The sequence below is a fragment of the Neorhizobium sp. SHOUNA12A genome (genome assembly GCF_023006505.1).
GTDB lineage: Bacteria > Pseudomonadota > Alphaproteobacteria > Rhizobiales > Rhizobiaceae > Neorhizobium.
Map to the genome: position 1 here is coordinate 16596 of NZ_JALBGV010000034.1, position 16762 is coordinate 33357.

Genomic DNA, 16762 nt, shown 5'->3' on the forward strand with positions numbered 1-16762 from the left:
CAAGCCCCCCGAATTAAATGGATCCCGCCATGTTTCCGGCGATCTCAAGCGTGGCGGACAGCGGCGCGCATCGCCCCAGCCCCTCCCCTGCCGGCGTCCAACCGCCGAACGCCTCGCGGTGAACCTCCGCCTCACATGATGTCTGTCGCGGTTGACGGGTGGAACCCGAGCCGTTTACGGTCGAACACACAAGCCATGTTTTCCCTCGAGGTTCCTGGCGCCATTGCTCAGCTCGAACGGGCCTTAATTGCCGAGCGTACCAAGGCCGCAATCAGGGCGACGAAAACTTCCCTGGAAATCCGGGGCTTCGAGAGCGGCGCCCGAAAGGAATCCAGGCAGTCTCGAAGGCGCGTGAGGCTGCATCTCGACGAACTGAATGCGTCGGCATAAACTTGGCTGTCGACGGCGCGAGAACTCCGGCCCCAGCACGCGGGGATAGCGCCGTGTGGGTTCTTGGTCGTCGCGGCCACGAACTAAGCGCATGGTCCGTGAAAAGCTTGCCTACAGGGAGCTGTTCGTCCGACTATCTCGTCGAGCTCAGGGAGAAAGTTGGCGGCTTTAAAGTGCGTGGTAGTTCCTCCTCAATGCCGCCGAGCAGGATCCGTTTCAGCCGACGCCATAATGCATTCCCACTTTCTTGAAGACCGTGCGCGCCAGTTGCTCTCCACAGCGTCGCCATCGGGAGTGATTTCGGCAATCCTGTTCCGCCCACGAAACCCTGACAGCTGTCAGGGTTTTCGCGTAGTCCCGATTCTCATCACCGTTCATCCTACCTTGCGTCCGTTCTCGCCAGCCACACTCAGGAGCGCCATCAGCATCGGTCCGAGTGAAAATTCGCCCCGTGCCGTCTTGCGTGTCAGGTCTCGGAGATATCCACCTCTTATCGATGGTAGTACACACGACTCAGCCGAGGTGGACTCTCCCTCCCTGTACTCCCGACGATCAATGGGAGGAACTGCAGCGACAAGCGCTATTGCGCGCAGACAGCCCCCTATCGGCAGTTTTTCCTGCTCGGCTCCCTGAGAAAGAGGCGAGGCTCTTGGCCGGATCAGCGGTCGCCACTCGGCTGGCCCCTTTAATGTCTGCCGTGCCAGAAGAGCGCTTGCCGTTCCTTCACAATAACCGGGTACGGTGATACCGCGTCCGATTGGCTCAAGGACTACGAATTATATCAGAGGCTTTTTCGGCGATCATGATGGTCGGTATGTTGGTATTTCCGCCGGGCTCTTCCGGCATGACCGAGGCGTCGACGACGCGCAGGCCTTCGACGCCATGCACCTTGAGCTCGGGGTCGACCACGCTCTCCGACACGACGCCCATAGCGCAGGTTCCCAACGCGTGCTGGCGTACCAGTGCCGTCCCGCGGATAACAGCTTCGAGGTCGCCGTCCGTCTTCACGTCCCTGCCTGGAAACATCTCGTCTTCGATCAGGTTCTTTTGTTGGCCAGAATTATAGATCTCGCGCGTCAGTCGCATAGCCTTGATCATATTGTCCATATCGGTACGATCGGTAAGGAGATTGAACTGAATGCGAGGGGAGGCCTCAGGGTCTGCGGATCCGAGCTTTACCCAGCCTCGCGAACGTGGATAGAGGGTTCCGACACGCGCCGTGAAAGAATGGATAGCCGGCGGGGTGACACCTGGAAACCAGAACTTTGCGTCATTGGCTACCGAAGAGCAGACCAGTTGCACATCCGGACGGTCGAGATGTGGCTCGGTCCTGGCGAAGATTACTGCGGCAGCGCCGTTGTTGGTAAATGGGCCATTGCGAAAGAGATGCCAGCGCGCGCCTGAGACGACCGCACGGTCGAGCCGGAGCTGCTCCAGGAACGTGCCCCGGCTCTTCGCCTTGAAGATCGCCAGCATGTTCGGATGCTCGGAAAGGTTCTGTCCAACACCCGGCAGATCGTGGATCGCCTCTATGCCGACTTCCCGTAGATGATCTGCCGGCCCTATGCCCGACAGCATCAGCATTTGTGGTGACTTGTAGGGTCCCGCGGACAGTATCACTTCGCGATCGGCCCACGCTTTCCGAAGCTCGCTGTTCCGCTTGTATTCGATACCGATCGCGCGGCCATTTTCGATCAGGACCCGGCGCAAGACGGCCGAGGTCTCGATCGTCAGGTTGGCGCGGGAAACGGCCGGCAGGAGATAGGTCTTGGCGGTGCTCTGGCGCACGCCGTCGCCGACCGCGAGCTCGATCTTGCTGATACCTTCCGTATCGGCGCCGTTGTAATCATCCCGTTCGGGGAGACCACGCGTGACGGCGGCATCGCGCAGGGCGTCATAGAGCATCTGGGGGTGTCGGGTCTGGCAAACCTTGACGGGCCCTTCCGCGCCGTGGAATTCGCCTGCTCCGCGCCAACTGTTTTCGAGCCGCTTGAAATAGGGGAGCACATCCCGATAGCTCCATCCCTCGGCGCCGCTCTGGCGCCAGGTGTCGTAGTCGCGTGGATGGCCGCGGGCGAAGATCATCCCGTTGATCATCGATGTGCCGCCCAGCGCACGACCTCGACGCAGGAGGATACGACGGCCGTTCAGACCCGGCTCCGGCTCGGTTTGGAACTGCCACGTATATCGCTTGTTGAACGACATCATGTAAAAGGCGATCGGCATCTGAAGCCAGGGATGGCGAGCTCGCCTCCCCGCCTCGACGAGCAGGACACGTGTCGTCCCGTCTTCAGTGAGCCGGTTGGCAAGCACGCAGCCCGCCGAGCCCGCACCGACAATAATATAATCATAATTGGCGGTCATGCTTGTGTTCTGGCCCTTCGAGGGAATTGGCTCCCGCGCCGAGTGCGAGAGCAAGGCGCATGGCTGGTCAGCCGGCCGGGGGTATCTTGGCGATCCGGATGAATTCACGCCACTCGTCGATCGCCTTGATCAGCATCTGCTGGGAGTTTTCGGGAGAATTTGCCCATGGATCGCCGCCGGAATCGTTGAGAAACTTGATCGTATCGGGCTGCTTCAAAGCGCTTTCGAACCAGCTGTTGATCTTGTCCACGATGGATTTCGGCGTGCCAGCCGGAACGGCTGCCGAGAACCAGGTCGTCACGTCGATCGGCAGTCCCTTTTCCGTGAGCGTCGGAATGTCCGGGATCGAGGCAAGCCGCTCGGCACTGGCAACGGCCAGCACGCGCAGGCGACCTTCGCGCTGTTGTGCCAGCGAAAATACCGGGTCCAGCGTTCCGAACAGGAGCCGGCCGGACAGGAGATCGTTCAGAGACGCCGCAGCGGATTCGTATTTCACCTGAACGGTATCTAGCTTGGCGGCCTGCTTGTAGAGTTCGCCGAGAACCATGCCGGAATTGGCAGCCGCGGCGTAGGAGGCCTTGTCGCCCGCGGCTTTCAGCTTTTCGGTAAGCTGCTCAAGCGTGTTGATGTCGCTCCTGGCATCCACGACAATCATGAACGCCTGCCGATTGATGGTCGCGACCATCTGCAAGTCTTTGGCGACATCGATCGGCGGCTGCTTGAAACGCGACATGATCGAGGCGATCGTAGTGCCTGCATCCATCAGGATGGTATGGCCGTCAGCCGCCGAGCGCGCCACGAATTGGGTGCCTATGCTGCCGGCCGCGCCCGGCTTATTTTCCACAACGATCGTGGCGCCTGGAGCCTGAGACTTGATCTTTTCGGCCATGAAGCGGACGAGGATATCTGCGCCGCTTCCCGCCGGGAAAGTGCAGATGATGCGAATGTCCTTGCTTGGATAGTCCTGCGCCTGGGCTCCAAGCGGCATTGCCGCGGCAAACGCCAGCGCGATAAAAGTTCTGCGAAACATCGTCCTCTCCTCCCTTTGTCGGCCGTAAGAAGCCGACATGACACTCTGACCGGCGTCTCATTGCAGTTCATCGGCACGACCTCCGCCGCCGTACCGAAGCCAAGGGGCTTCATGCCCCGCATCCGTCCAAGCCGCGTGGCTCAGAGCGCCATCGCCACCGACTTCAGCTCCGTGTAGGCTTCGATGCCCTCACGCCCCAGTTCCCGCCCCCAGCCCGATTGCTTGAAGCCGCCGAACGGCAAGGCCGGGTCCAGCCCACCGCCATTGACGCGTACCGTGCCGGCCTTGAGTTTTTTGGCCATTTTGTGTGCAGTCGAAAGGTTCTGGGTCCATATGACCGCACCGAGGCCGTAACTCGTCGCGTTCGCCGCGCGCGCGATGCGGTCGAGATCAGCTTCGTCATAGGACATGGCGCAGAGTACCGGTCCGAAGATTTCCTGCTGCACGACATCCATGTCCTGCCGCGTTCCCGTCAGAACCGTCGGCTGGATGAAATAGCCCTCGCTGCCGATCCGGCCGCCGCCGGCGCGGATCTCCGCGCCCTGATTCTGGCCTGACGCGATAAACCCGGAAATTCGCTCGAGTTGCTCCTGCGAAACGACCGGCCCCATTTGCGTCAAAGCCGCTAGACCGGCGCCGACACGAATTTCGCTTGCCCGCCGCGACACGCCGTCCACCAGTCTCTCGAAAACGTCCCGATGGGCATAAAGCCTGGAGCCTGCATTGCAGATCTGGCCGGCGTTGGAAAAGATCGATCGGGATGCGCCCTCGATCGCCCGGTCGATATCGGCGTCCGGGAAAACGATGACCGGCGTCTTGCCGCCAAGCTCGAGCGTAACGCGCTTAAAGTCGGCGGCGGCGGCCCTGATGATGAGGCGCCCGACCTCCGTCGAACCAGTGAACGTCACCTTGTCAATACCCGGATGCGCCGTCATGGCCGCGCCCGCGGTCTCGCCGAAGCCGGTCAAAATATTAACGACGCCATCTGGAAAGCCGACGTCGAGAATGAGCTGGCCAAGTCTCAGGGTCGTCAATGGCGTCTGTTCGGCTGGCTTCAACACCACGGTGCAACCAGCCGCAAGCGCAGGCGCAATCTTGGACACCGCCATCATCAGCGGCGCATTCCAGGGGGTGATCGATCCGACGACGCCGACTGGCTCCCGTGTCGTATAGGCATGCCAGGTGCCGGGGTTGGAAATCGAGATGGATTCACCGTTCAGCTTGGTGCACCAACCCGCGAAATAACGCAGGACCTCGATCGAGTGCGGCAGATCGACCAATTTCGCATCATTCAGCGGCTTGCCGTTGTCCAGCGTCTCGATGAATGCGAATTCCTCTGCATGGGCTTCCAGCGCATCCGCAAGCTTCCAGATGAGCTTCGCCCGCGCCGCTGGCGCCACCTGCGACCAATGGCCATCGTCGAAGGCGCGGCGGGCCGCCGTTACAGCCAGATCGACATCGACTGCCTCAGCCGCGGCGATGTCCGCCAGCGGACTACCATCGGCGGGGTTGTAGGTGGAAAATGTCCTGTGCGATGCGGCAGAAACCCATTTGCCGTCGATCAGCAGCCTGTGAGGGCCGCGGATGAATTCGCTCACAGCAGCAGGGATCGCCGCCATCGAAACGTTGACGCTCATGCCTCCTCCTCCTCCTCGCCACTCCAGCCGGGGTGCTCCTACGCGAGTATCAGGCGACCTTAGTGTTCATTATGGACAAACGCAATCCATCATCGTAAAAATCCTGAGGCTGAAGGATCATCGCGACGGGAGGGAAACGTGGCAGATCGCATTATCGGATTTATCGGGCTCGGCAACATGGGCTCGCATATGGCCAGGCATTTGGTGAAAGCCGGATACGAGGTTCTGGCCTATGATATCGACCCGGAAAAACGAACAGCCTTTGCCCGGGAAAATGGAACGGTGGCTGCCGAGACGCCAGCCGACCTCGCTCCAGCGTCGGTCATCCTGACCATGGTGCCGACCGGTGCCGTCGTGCGTGCGGTGCTGAACGAAGGCGGCGAAAAAAGTCTCCTCACAGGCCTTAGACCTGGCAGTCTCGTCATCGACACGACGTCTTCGCCACCCAAAAGCACGCGCGAACTCGGCGCCGATCTTGCGCACCACGGCCTGCTTTTGATTGATGCGCCGGTCTCCGGCGGCTGGATGGGCGCACGCGATGCTAACCTGGTCTTCATGATGGGCGGCGATAGCGAAGCGGCCATCGAGCGCGCGGCGACGGTGCTTTCGCACCTCGGCAAGCAGATATTCCGGCTTGGCAAACTCGGTTCCGGCCATGTGATGAAGGCGATGAACAACTACGTCTCGGCTGCAGCCTATGTCGGAGCCTGCGAGGCGCTCATTATCGGCCAGCAGTATGGGCTGGATCCTGCTATGATGGTGGACGTTTTCAACGTCTCAACCGCACGCAGCTTCGCCACGGAAACATCCATCCGCCGCATCATCGCGGGAAATGAGAGCCGCAATTTCGCGCTCGACCTCTTCACCAAGGATATAAGGATCGCCGTCGACCTTGCCGACGCCAAAGCCGTGAAGGCGACGCTGACACATGCAGTTCTCCACCGCATGGTCGAGGCACGCGATGCGATCGGCGGCCATGGTGATCACACCAAGGCTTATGCCTTCTGGGCATCCGAGGTAGGAGAGGACAATGACCGACGAGACGCATGAGGTCGACATCATCGTCGCCGGGGCCGGCAGCGCCGGATGCGTCGCCGCAGGGCGATTGAGCGAGGTCAGCGGATTGAAGGTCGCGCTTGTCGATGCCGGTAAGAAGGACAGCCTGCGCCGGACGAAGATACCGGCTACCGTGCTGAAAACCATCGCCCATCCGCGCTAAGATCGCCAAGGGTCCCCTGTTCCGTCGCGTCACAGGAAAGGGCAAGGATGTCGGCCCGGACCACTTCAACGACAAGCAGGTCGCTCGCATTCGGCGGCAAGGCCAGCACGGCTGTCTGGATCAGAGGAAGCATCCGCGAACCCCAGGATATTTCCGGTCCTCAACTGATGTCGCTTCACCGCCTCAACGTCGAGCGCATGCTCGTTCCAGATGTGGCCGTCACGTTCCACAATGCAATCAGCGGTCGAGTGAGGATCATAGCGGATCCCTCCTTTCGCGAGCTCCACATGTTCGCTCCGGACTGACCGCCATCCTGTGAAGCTGAACATTCTCCCGCGAAGTCGGACGCCGAAGCGGACGGTATATGTGGAATTGCAGGCGCGTATTCTCTCTTCAAGACCGTCGGCCAGATCGAGATGTCGACATGCGCAGGTGATATAGCTCTCCACTGACTGAAGAAAGCTATGTTCGTCGGCTTCAGGATTTGACATTATCGACACTCGTCAACCTGGAGTGGTCTTATCCCGTGACTTCAAGGATCAGAGTTTCGGCAATAGGGCTCAGGGTGAGCCTTTGTGGCTGTATTGAAGAGATCCATGTCGACATTACCACCGGAAGCGATGACGACGACACGATCCGAGCCTTGCAGAGAGGGTGAATAAAGTGCAGCTGCAAGCGCGACCGAGCCGCCGGGCTCGAGAACTAGCTTGAAATGCTCGAACGCCACACGCATGGCACTCATGACCTGTCTCTCACTGACGACGAGACCATTGCCACAGAGACGCTGCATGATGGGAAATGTGAGAGCTCCGGGCGTGGAGGTGACAATGGAGTCACAAATTGACGAGAACTCGCTGCTATTCGCAACGCGCTCTCCGGCCGCCAGAGATCTCGCAGAGTCGTCAAAATGTTCGGGCTCACAAGTGCGTACAACGAAGCCTGGTGCAGTTTTTTCCAACGCCAGGGCAACACCTGACGTCAGCCCTCCTCCTCCACACGGCACCAGGACGTCGCAAGCGTGGATTCCTTCCTGCTCCATCTGCTTGCCCAATTCGAGCCCGATCGTCCCCTGCCCTGCAATGACCTCCGGATCGTCGTATGGCTTGATGAGGTTCAGCCCTCGATTGCGGGAAAGCTCAATCCCGATCGCGTCTCGATCGTCCTTGTAGCGGTTGTAAACCACAACGTCTGCGCCGTACGCTCGCGTATTTTCCAACTTTGTTCTCGGTGCATCGTCCGGCATCACGATCGTTGCTGGTATGCCGTGCATTTGTGCCGCAAGAGCGACCCCTTGTGCGTGATTGCCGGATGAAAAAGCAACGACACCACGCTTCCGTTCTGCGTGAGAAAACGCCGAAATGGCTGACCAAGCGCCACGAAATTTGAACGAGCCGGTCAGCTGCAGACACTCAGCCTTGACATAAATCCGGCGTCCAGCGGCCGCATTCAACAGCGGTGAGTGCAGTAAGGGAGTACAACGCACCTTCCCGCCGGCCCGGATCGACGCTGCGCGGATCATATGAAAATCTGTCATTTTAACAATCCAGTTCGGTGCTGGGCATGAGATCGTGCCTCAGCAAATGCGGCGCGAGCAATCTGGATAGCAGATCTGCTTCACGGGCTTCCTTGCCAATGTTGTTCAGTTAGCGTCCTGATGCTTGCCTGCAGATGTGTATCCTGACGGTGCAACAAAAAGCCCTCCCCGGCGCATTTCAAGCGCGCGTGCGACACGCAGCGCCAAATGGTCTGAGTAGCGGCGGACGACAATCTGGACGCCTGTCGGGAGGCTGCCTGCAAAGCCCATGGGAATGCTAACCGCTGCGAGATCCATTAGATTGGCAAATCGTGTGAAGAGACCGAATGGCGCGGCGGTATCGTGAATACCTTCGAGCGGCTTGGCAGTGATCGGTGAAGTCGGAATGAGAAGCGCATCGGCGCCGGAAAGATAATGCTGGAACTCATCCTGCATTACACGCCGCTGCTCCAGATATCCGAGATAATCTGAAAGCGTAATCTGAGCTCCGCGGGACATCCGCTTGGCGATTTCCGGATCGACAAGGCTGTCCTGCGCTTCCACGATTGATTGATACTGCCCCCATGCTTCAACGGTAATCATGTTGGCCGTCACGGTTGCATAAGTTTCGAGCGGCCGGGGGAGCGGCTTTTCCTCCAGAACTGCGCCCATCTCCTTGAACTCGGAGAGGGTCTCTCTGAAGCGAGCGAGGATGCCGGGTTCGGCGACACTCAGGCTTTCAATTGGGGGATAGCGAAGCACAAGTTCCGCAACGCCCCTGTCGAGGTCAACTGTCGGATCTTCTAGGCTGAGGCCCATAGTTGATGGATCGCCCCAGTCTTCTCCCTGCAAGGCGCTCAAGATTGTTGCCGCATCTTCGACAGATCGTGTCATCGGTCCCACGGCATCGAAAAGTAGTGCGAGGGGTCGCACGCCGCTTCGACCGATGGCGCCGACGGATGTCTTTAGACCCACCACTCCGCAGAGCGCCGCGGGTGTGCGCGCCGATCCGCCGGTATCGGTTCCGAGGGCGACGGGGACCAAGCCCGCCGCAACCGCTACACCCGAGCCGCTGGAAGAGCCACCGGGAACGCGAGCAACGTCAAGATCAAAGGGGTTGACAGGCGTCTTACTGCTGGGGTTGGTTCCCCAACTGCCATAGGCGAATTCGACCGTATGCGTTTTTCCGAGCAGGATCATTCCCTTGTCGATCAATTGCGCAATCGCATGCGCTGTTTCAGCCGCGGGCGTTGCCGGCAGCGCTTTCGACCCTGCAAGAGTAATATGTCCTTGCACATCAAAGAGGTCCTTTGCTGCGAACGGTACGCCATCAAGATTGCTCCTCAATTCACCACGTGACCGGCGCTGATCGGATTGTCGGGCTGCGAGCAGGGCTTCCTCGCCGTATACTTCGACGAAGGCATTTACATTCGGATCAACCATGCCGATGCGTGACAACAATCCAGTGATGAGCGCCTCTGAAGTAAGGTCGCCACATTGCAAAGCGTTCTGGAGTTCGCTGATCGTTAAGAAGCCAAGTTCCATTTCGGTTCCTTTGGATAATATTTGTCACACGTCAGGCGCGACGCCCGAGATTTGAGTTCGGGTCCTCCTGCGAAGTGGTGTTCCGTGTGCGATTGCATCGGGAGCGTCGCGAGTTGCTTTGCTGAGGTGATGCGAGTCATGGATGGAGGGATCTCGAGCCAAAGCATCGGCCAAGGTCCGAGATCGCCATTTTCAGGTGCCATCGGACGTCGTCTTCACAAGACGGACGCCGCGCTTGCGTCCGAAAAGCAAAGTAATCAGCGCCGCGATGACAACGCAGGTGATAGTGAGCAGCATGGCGGAAACCGCAGCAGATTCCGGGCTCGTGTTGAATTTGATCCCTTCCCACAGTTTTCGCGGCAGGGTCTTGACCGAAAGGTTGCTGAGAAAAATCGACGAGACCGACTCATCGAAGGAGAGAAGCAGAGCGAGCAAGGCGCCAATTGCCAGGCCCGGAAGCAGTAGCGGGAAGACGATCGTCCGGAAGACACGCCAGGAATTTGCTCCCAATGTTGCCGCTGCAAACGACAGGGATTCGTCGATGGAACTGAAGGTCGCAGATGCGATCAGATAGACGACCGGAAAGATCAACACCGTATGGGCGATAATGATGCCAGCTTCCGTGTCAACCAGTCTGAACCGAGCAAAAAGGAGGTAGGCACCCAAGGCGAAGACGACGGATGGAACGGTCATCGGAGACTGGAGAAATGCCTCAATACCACCGCGGAACTTCGCGTTTCGACCCATACCGAGGACAGTGAACGTTGCCAGCACCAAGGTTAGAATGGATGTTGCGATGCCGATCCGAAGACTTGTGAGACCGGCGGCAATCCACTCGGGATTGCCAAGAATTCTCTCGAACCATCGAAATGAATAACCGGGCGGCGGAAAGATGAGGACATCGGCTGAGCTGAATGAGACCGGGAACAGGACTAGCAGCGGAAGCAGAATATAGGCCGAGATCAGGATAAGGTAGGTTGGCTCCGCGCATTTCCAGAACACGCGCGACGTACTCGAAAGATCGATTCTTGGTTCCCGGATTGTGACTGGCGTACGCAGCAGAGCCGTCTCTACTATCGGGGTCTGAACGCCTGAAGCTGCTGGCAATGGACGGGGATTCTGCCATCGGGAGAACGCCCGCGAAACCGAGGACAGACCAAAAACAATCACCGTTGCTGTAACAGCAAGTGTTACTCCCAGCGCTGCGGCGAGCGGCCAGTCTGCCCCGCTTTCAAGTTCCGACTGGATCACCTGGGCAAGCATCTGCTGGCGCTGGTTCCCGAGTAGGGCGGGCGCTATGAAGCTTGCCATGGTGAAGAGGAAGACGATCGTTACGCCGGACTGAATGCCCCGTATGCCGAGGGGCACTACAATCCCGATCCACGCGCGCAAAGGGCGTGCACCAAGCGTATGCGCAGCCAGAAGTGTGCGGCCGTCGATGCGCCGCAGGACGGGAACAAGGGAAAATACCATCATCGGGATGGCGGAGTGCACCAGTGCCAGCAGTACCGCAGTTTCGGTGAAAAGCAGCGCCTTGGGTTCGGTGGCGAGCCCAAGCTTTAAGAGCGTGGCGTTGACGAGGCCCCGCTGACCAAGGATCGCCAGCCATGCAAAGGTACGCACCAGTACGCTCGTGAGAAAGGGGATCAGGACGAGGAGCCCGAGCAGAAGCATTTTGACGCCCGATGCCCGGCTCAGGATCCAAGCAAGGGGGAACGCAACGACCAGGGTGATGGCGGTGGCTTCCAGGCTTATGCGGACCGTCGTCACAATGATTGACAGGTATACGGGGCTACGAAAGATCCCTGCGAAGCGCTCGGCAGCGGCGCCGCCGAACGCTTCAGGCACGATTGCCAGCAGTGGCAGTGCAAAGGCGAAGATCAGAAAGACTATTATCGGAGCAAGCAGTAAACGCCTATCCAACCTAACCAATTTGCCGCGATAATGCATCTAGCTGTCCTCCCTCTGCACTGGCAATTACTGCATGATGTACGTGTTCCAGCGCGGCGTGATCGACGCGAGGTTCTCGTTCCACCATTTAGCGTTCAGGAAGCCACCAAGCTTCTCATTCTCAGGATAGCCCGGCAGCGCCTTCGCGAGAGCAGGATCGAGTAGCTTTACTGCGTCTGAGTTCACCGGACCGTAGAAGATCTGTTTGGGGAGCTCAGCCTGTGCTTCCGGCTGGATCGCGAAATTGATGAACTTCATGGCCTCGGCAACATTCGCGGCACCTTTCGGAACTGCCCAGTATTCTACGAAGGTCAGGGAGGATTCGTAGCTGAATTTCCAGTTGGCGCCGGCCTTGATCGCGTTGTTGATACGTCCTCCAGGGCCGTAGGCTGCGTCAACCTCACCCTGCTGGATGAGCGCCTGAACATCTGACGGCCCCTTGAAGCCGACGATCTGATCCTTCACACGATCGATCACTTTGAGAGCGCGCTCAACGTCGAGCGGGTAGAGTTCGGAGGGCTTTACGCCGTCGGCAAGAAGCGCAAACTCCATGTTGTAGTACGGCAGCGCGAGCATAACACGGCGCGCCTTGACAGACGGGTCGAAGAACTGTGCAGGCGTCAGGTCGTTGGGGAACTTTTCCTTGCTCCAGGACAGGTTCTGCGTAGCCTTCATGTATCCGACGCCGTACTTCAAGCGGAGCTCGGCCGGGATTTTGTCTGCCTTGACGATCGAATAGTCGATGGGTTGGAGCAGATCTTCCTTTGTTTCGCTCTCATAGGCAGCGGCGTCGGCCGAAATGACGTCCCAAGTGACGTTTCCGCTCGTCACCATTGCCTTAACCTTGGCATAGCCGGTTCCGGTGGTATCAACGACTTTCGCCCCGGTTGCCTTGGCGTAGGGCTCGAAAAACGCCGCCTTCTGTGCGTCCTGAAAAGATCCGCCATAAGATGCGATAACGACCTTTCCGGGATCGGCAGCAGAAGCGGCCCCGATAAACATCGCTCCAACCGCAGCGATGAGCGCCCCAGTGGTGATTTTTCTTGATCGATTTTTTTCCATTACATTCCCTCTCTTTGTTTTGGGTTTACCTTCACAGAACCCGGCTTCAGAAAGAACCTTCAGCTGGGAGAACGGCGACCGCTTGCGGCGGCCAATGCGCAATCACGGACTTGCCGGGCGCCAGGTAGCTGGCGACCTCGTCTCCCCGGATGATCGTTGCCAGGAGCGTCTGCCCGTCCGGCAGGATCAGCGTTACCCGCCAACCGGCGCCGAGGTACGTGATATCCTTCACGGTCGCGGGCACTCCCATATTCACGTCGGTCATCGGATCGGTCGGTGCGCGAAGAGATACGTTCTCAGGACGCACCACGATGTCGAAGAGGCCCTGGGTTGGAGAATTTAGGGCCAGACGTTTGTCGGCTATCATGTAGCTAAGACCGCCGGCATCAGGCTTCACCTTCAAGATCGAGCATTCACCGAGGAACCTCGCGGCGAAATGATTCGAAGGCCTTGCATAGATGGTTTCAGGGTCATCCACCTGAAGCAGCTTACCATTTGCCATGATGCCGATCCGGTTTGCCATCGCCATGGCTTCGGACTGATCATGGGTTACGTAGATGACCGTGATACCAAGCTCACCCTGAATGCGCTTCAGCTCTAGCTGCATCTGATCGCGCAGCCTGCGATCAAGTGCGCCAAGCGGCTCGTCCATCAACAAAAGGCTTGGGCCGAAGACAAGGGCGCGCGCCAAAGCGACCCGCTGCTGCTGTCCACCTGACATCTGTGATGGGTATGAAGCACCCCGCTCCGTGAGATTGACGAGGTTGAGCGCCGCTTTGACGCGTTCCTCACGTTCGGCGCGACCGATGTTGCGCATCCTAAGCGGATACGCGACATTTTCAGCGGCGGTGAGGTGGGGGAACAGTGCGTAGTTTTGGAACACTACACCGATTTGTCGCCGATGTGGAGGCACATCTGAAACTGATGTGCCGGACATCAAGACTCGTCCTTCGGTCGGACTGTCGAAACCCGCAAGCAGCATGAGCAAGGTGGTTTTGCCTGAACCGCTCGATCCGAGCAGAGCGAAAAACTCACCTTGAGCGATGTCAAGGCTGACATCGCTCACTGCGGTCACAGCTCCATACCGCCGCGTCACGCCCTGGAAAGATACGGCAGGCAGTAGCCGATCACTCATCAAACGCCCTTTCCCGTCGGCCGAATCTGAAGATACCTCGGAGTCTTCGTCAGGATCTCCACGCCGTTGTCCGTCACGCAGATTGTCTCGCTGATCTGGATGCCAGCGGCTGACAGGTACATGTGGAACACCATGCCCTGCTCCAGTTCCCAGTCGGCACCGGGCGTGAATAGATGCGCGAAGTCAGCCAGTTTTGGTCCAATAATGATCCCGATGCCGTAGCCGGTGTTGTGGGGAAAGCTGGCGCGGAGACCGGCTGCAGCAAGGCCCTCACGCCCGATACGGTCGATTTCCTTTGCAGGAACGCCCGGTCGGATGGCGGCAAACTGACGGTTCTGTATCTCCACCAGCTGATCGACGCTGGACTGCAAATTGGCAGGCGCCGTCCCGAGCACCGCCGGTCGCATCAATCGTGACGAGTATCCGTTTGACTGCGGGAGCAGTTCAATGTGAACTGCTTGCCCGGGTTCAAGTCGGCGGTCGCCAACGCCGCCGTGGTAATGCTGCGTCGTTGACCCCATTCCCAACAGGACGATCCGCGGCGCATTGTTGTCCGCACCAGCAGCGAGAGCTGCGGAATATCCGGCCGCCACGAGTTCGCGCTCACTCACGCCTTCCTTGATGGCCTCTAGGATTGCCGCAACACCCAGATCGGCAAGCGCTGCAGCGCGGCGATGTTCTTCGATTTCGGTAGATGACTTGCGCACGCGCATCTTCAAGATGACGCCGGAAATGTCAGTGAATCGTGCGTCGGGAAGAGCGGCAGCGATACGACGCTGATCACGGACCGTCAGGTAGTTGGAATCGAGCTCCTGACCAATCGTTGCGCTCGCCAGTCCGAGCCGTCGAATTTCGGAAAACAGGAGTTCAAACGGGTCCTCCCAGTCAACGTAAGTGACGTGGTTCTCTACCCAGGAGACGGATGCGAAAAGCGCGTCATCAAGCTTCCGCACTATCCCGTGCACTGAGCCATCAGCGAGAACGATGCAGCACTGGTACATCACCGCGCTGGCTGAATATCCGAAGAGATATCTCATGTGTTCGGCGTGATCGATGATTGCGGCGTCGATCTGCCGGTCGCGCAGTACCTGGGACAACGCCGCCACTCGACCGATCTGATCATTTCGATGGGGATTTGTATTGAGGGATCTGTCGAGCACGCTAGCCTCCTGTGTCGTACAATCGATTGTATTAAGAATACCATCGATTGGATTGTCAACTTGAATCTTTGTGGAAAGACTAATTGGCTAAATGACGAGGTGAGTAGTCGGGGCTAATTGTGATCGAGCGGCAATCTACCTCGTCAACCCGCCGTGGTCGGCAACGAATTGGTTAAACGATGGCGTCTGCGTGGATCAGACGTCAGTCACGCTGTCCCTAAGGATCATCCTGTGCTCCAAAACGACTCGGCCTGAAGGCTCGGCGTTTTCGTAAAGCTGTCGGTAGAGAAGCTCGGCGCCTTTCCGTCCCATTTCAAAGCGAGGGACCGAAATCGTGGACAGGGGCGGGGAAAGCATTTCCGTTATCTTGAGATCGTCAAAACCAAAAAAGGAAATCTCCTCGGGCGTCTTCCATCCTGCCTCCCTGGACGCGGCCATGGCACCGATCGCCAGTTCATCATTGGCACAGAATACGGCTGTGGGCCGAATGCTCTCGTTTAGGATGGACTTCATAAGCCGGAAGCCCGAATCGGTATCATAGACGAAGGTATCGGTTGAGCGCACGGTGATGTGCTCTGGCACGTTCGCTTCTTCCATGACTTCAGTATAGGCGGCACACCGATCGCGGAAGGTTTGTGAATAGGTTGGGCCACCGATATATGCGATACGTTCGTGTCCCCTGGAGCGGAGATACGCCATCGCTTCGCGTGCCGCCTGGTAATTGTTGATGACAACTGAGGTCACGCCCTCGTGCGGAATGGGTCGTGAAATTCCGACGACCTTGCGATGAATGTCCTGAAGACCTGCAATTGATTTAGGAAGGCTGCCAGTAACGGTGATAATTCCATCAACCGCCCCGGTGAGCAGTTGTTTGGCAAGTTGCGACTCGCGTTTGGGCTGACGCAGGGTCACACCGAGCAGCACGTTGATGCTCCTCTCCGCAAACCATTCAACAATTCCCTGGACCACGTCAGAATAAAACGGGGCAGCGATGTCGGAAACTATGACGAGGATCTGGTTGGCGCGTCCGCCCCTCAGCTTCCGTGCCGTTTCGTTGACGACATAGCCTGTTTCATGCACGATCTTGTCTATCAGCGCCCGTGTTTCTTCAGTGACGCGGGGGCTGCCGGCAAGAGCGCGGCTCACTGTCGACGTATCTACTCCCGCCAACCGCGCAATCTCCGCCATGGTCGGCCGGCGAACGCTACCTGTGTTATTAGGGGCATCTTTGGGTGGCGGCTTGGGCATGCTGGTTCCAAAATGGAAAGGACGGCACCGTCCTTGAAGTTTGTGAGACATTCAGACCGGGTGCAATCGGCCTGACACGCAATCTCCACTTAACCTAGACTGCGTTGACAATTCAATCCATTGTCCCGAAAAGCCAATCGATTGTATTGCTCTCTCAACAGATCAGGGCTTGCTTTGAAGCATTGGCTGGAATCGCCTAGGATTTATGTCGAGAACGCCAGGGGCGGTGAACCTGCATATCACATCACCACGGAGAACGTGGTAGCGGCGCTCGCGGATGTTTGTCCTCCGGAAACAATCACTTGCCAAAATGTAGACGAACGTGATGTCGATGCATTCCGTCAGGCAGATATCTTCATCGCCAGCAGGCTCGATACAACGCTCATCAACGAAGGTCGAAACCTCAAGCTCATCCAATGGACGAGCGCCGGTGTTGAAAATACGCACCGTTCGACTGGCTCGTACCGACTGTTCTATTGACCAATGCAAGCGGGGTCCACGCTCAAAAA

The 16762-nt window shown here is 58.3% G+C and carries 14 protein-coding genes and 2 pseudogenes; 5 read left to right on the plus strand and 11 right to left on the minus strand.

Annotation, left to right across the window (positions count from 1 at the left end):
* Positions 1 to 180: 180 nt before the first annotated feature.
* A pseudogene (locus MOV63_RS16595) lies at positions 181 to 538 on the plus strand (recombinase family protein); the annotation flags it as partial.
* A 614-nt stretch (positions 539 to 1152) separates the two neighbouring features.
* On the opposite strand, the gene MOV63_RS16605 reads toward MOV63_RS16595, so the two are convergent.
* From MOV63_RS16605 to MOV63_RS16615, 3 genes are all read right to left on the minus strand, one after another.
* Complete coding sequence (locus tag MOV63_RS16605) at positions 1153 to 2754, minus strand: GMC family oxidoreductase (protein ID WP_247034970.1); 1602 nt, start codon at positions 2752 to 2754, stop codon at positions 1153 to 1155.
* Positions 2755 to 2821: 67 nt separating this feature from the next.
* Positions 2822 to 3784, minus strand: a complete 963-nt coding sequence (locus MOV63_RS16610; protein WP_247034972.1) for a tripartite tricarboxylate transporter substrate binding protein — start codon at positions 3782 to 3784, stop codon at positions 2822 to 2824.
* A 140-nt stretch (positions 3785 to 3924) separates the two neighbouring features.
* Positions 3925 to 5421, minus strand: a complete 1497-nt coding sequence (locus tag MOV63_RS16615) for an aldehyde dehydrogenase family protein (protein ID WP_293404922.1) — start codon at positions 5419 to 5421, stop codon at positions 3925 to 3927.
* An 84-nt stretch (positions 5422 to 5505) separates the two neighbouring features.
* On the opposite strand from MOV63_RS16615, the gene MOV63_RS16620 reads away from it, so the two are divergent.
* From MOV63_RS16620 to MOV63_RS16630, 3 genes are read left to right on the plus strand one after another with little or no spacing between them, the layout of a single operon-like run.
* A complete protein-coding gene (locus MOV63_RS16620; RefSeq protein ID WP_293404961.1) occupies positions 5506 to 6471 on the plus strand; it encodes an NAD(P)-dependent oxidoreductase in 966 nt (321 codons plus the stop codon).
* Complete coding sequence (locus MOV63_RS16625) at positions 6452 to 6640, plus strand: FAD-binding protein (protein WP_247034974.1); 189 nt, start codon at positions 6452 to 6454, stop codon at positions 6638 to 6640. Before MOV63_RS16620 ends, MOV63_RS16625 begins: the two co-directional genes overlap by 20 nt.
* 47 nt (positions 6641 to 6687) lie before the next feature.
* Entirely contained in the window at positions 6688 to 6945 is a 258-nt protein-coding gene (locus MOV63_RS16630; RefSeq protein ID WP_247034975.1) for a hypothetical protein, read from the plus strand.
* Here the strand turns inward: MOV63_RS16630 and MOV63_RS33015 are convergent.
* From MOV63_RS33015 to MOV63_RS16665, 8 genes and pseudogenes are all read right to left on the minus strand, one after another.
* Positions 6877 to 7131 (minus strand): annotated as a pseudogene (locus MOV63_RS33015) (glutamate dehydrogenase); the annotation flags it as partial. The gene MOV63_RS16630 and the pseudogene MOV63_RS33015 sit on opposite strands and share 69 nt — an antisense overlap.
* Positions 7132 to 7172: 41 nt before the next feature.
* Complete coding sequence (locus MOV63_RS16635) at positions 7173 to 8174, minus strand: threonine/serine dehydratase (protein WP_247034976.1); 1002 nt, start codon at positions 8172 to 8174, stop codon at positions 7173 to 7175.
* A 105-nt stretch (positions 8175 to 8279) separates the two neighbouring features.
* Entirely contained in the window at positions 8280 to 9698 is a 1419-nt protein-coding gene (locus tag MOV63_RS16640; RefSeq protein ID WP_247034977.1) for an amidase, read from the minus strand.
* A 192-nt stretch (positions 9699 to 9890) separates the two neighbouring features.
* Positions 9891 to 11648 carry an ABC transporter permease subunit gene (locus MOV63_RS16645; RefSeq protein WP_247034978.1) on the minus strand — a complete coding sequence of 586 codons (1758 nt, stop codon included), beginning with the start codon at positions 11646 to 11648 and terminating at the stop codon, positions 9891 to 9893.
* 27 nt (positions 11649 to 11675) lie between these two features.
* On the minus strand, positions 11676 to 12710 hold the full coding sequence (locus MOV63_RS16650) for a polyamine ABC transporter substrate-binding protein (protein ID WP_247034980.1): 1035 nt from the start codon (positions 12708 to 12710) through the stop codon (positions 11676 to 11678).
* Between the two features lie 46 nt (positions 12711 to 12756).
* Complete coding sequence (locus MOV63_RS16655; RefSeq protein WP_247034988.1) at positions 12757 to 13776, minus strand: ABC transporter ATP-binding protein; 1020 nt, start codon at positions 13774 to 13776, stop codon at positions 12757 to 12759.
* A 68-nt stretch (positions 13777 to 13844) separates the two neighbouring features.
* Positions 13845 to 15005: a Xaa-Pro peptidase family protein gene (locus MOV63_RS16660; protein ID WP_247034994.1), complete on the minus strand. Its 1161-nt coding sequence runs from the start codon at positions 15003 to 15005 to the stop codon at positions 13845 to 13847.
* A gap of 195 nt (positions 15006 to 15200) precedes the next feature.
* The gene (locus MOV63_RS16665; RefSeq protein ID WP_247034996.1) at positions 15201 to 16253 is read right to left on the minus strand and encodes a LacI family DNA-binding transcriptional regulator; all 1053 of its coding nucleotides are present in this window, start codon (positions 16251 to 16253) and stop codon (positions 15201 to 15203) included.
* A 174-nt stretch (positions 16254 to 16427) separates the two neighbouring features.
* On the opposite strand from MOV63_RS16665, the gene MOV63_RS16670 reads away from it, so the two are divergent.
* Positions 16428 to 16733, plus strand: a complete 306-nt coding sequence (locus MOV63_RS16670) for a hypothetical protein (RefSeq protein WP_247034998.1) — start codon at positions 16428 to 16430, stop codon at positions 16731 to 16733.
* Positions 16734 to 16762: the final 29 nt, after the last annotated feature.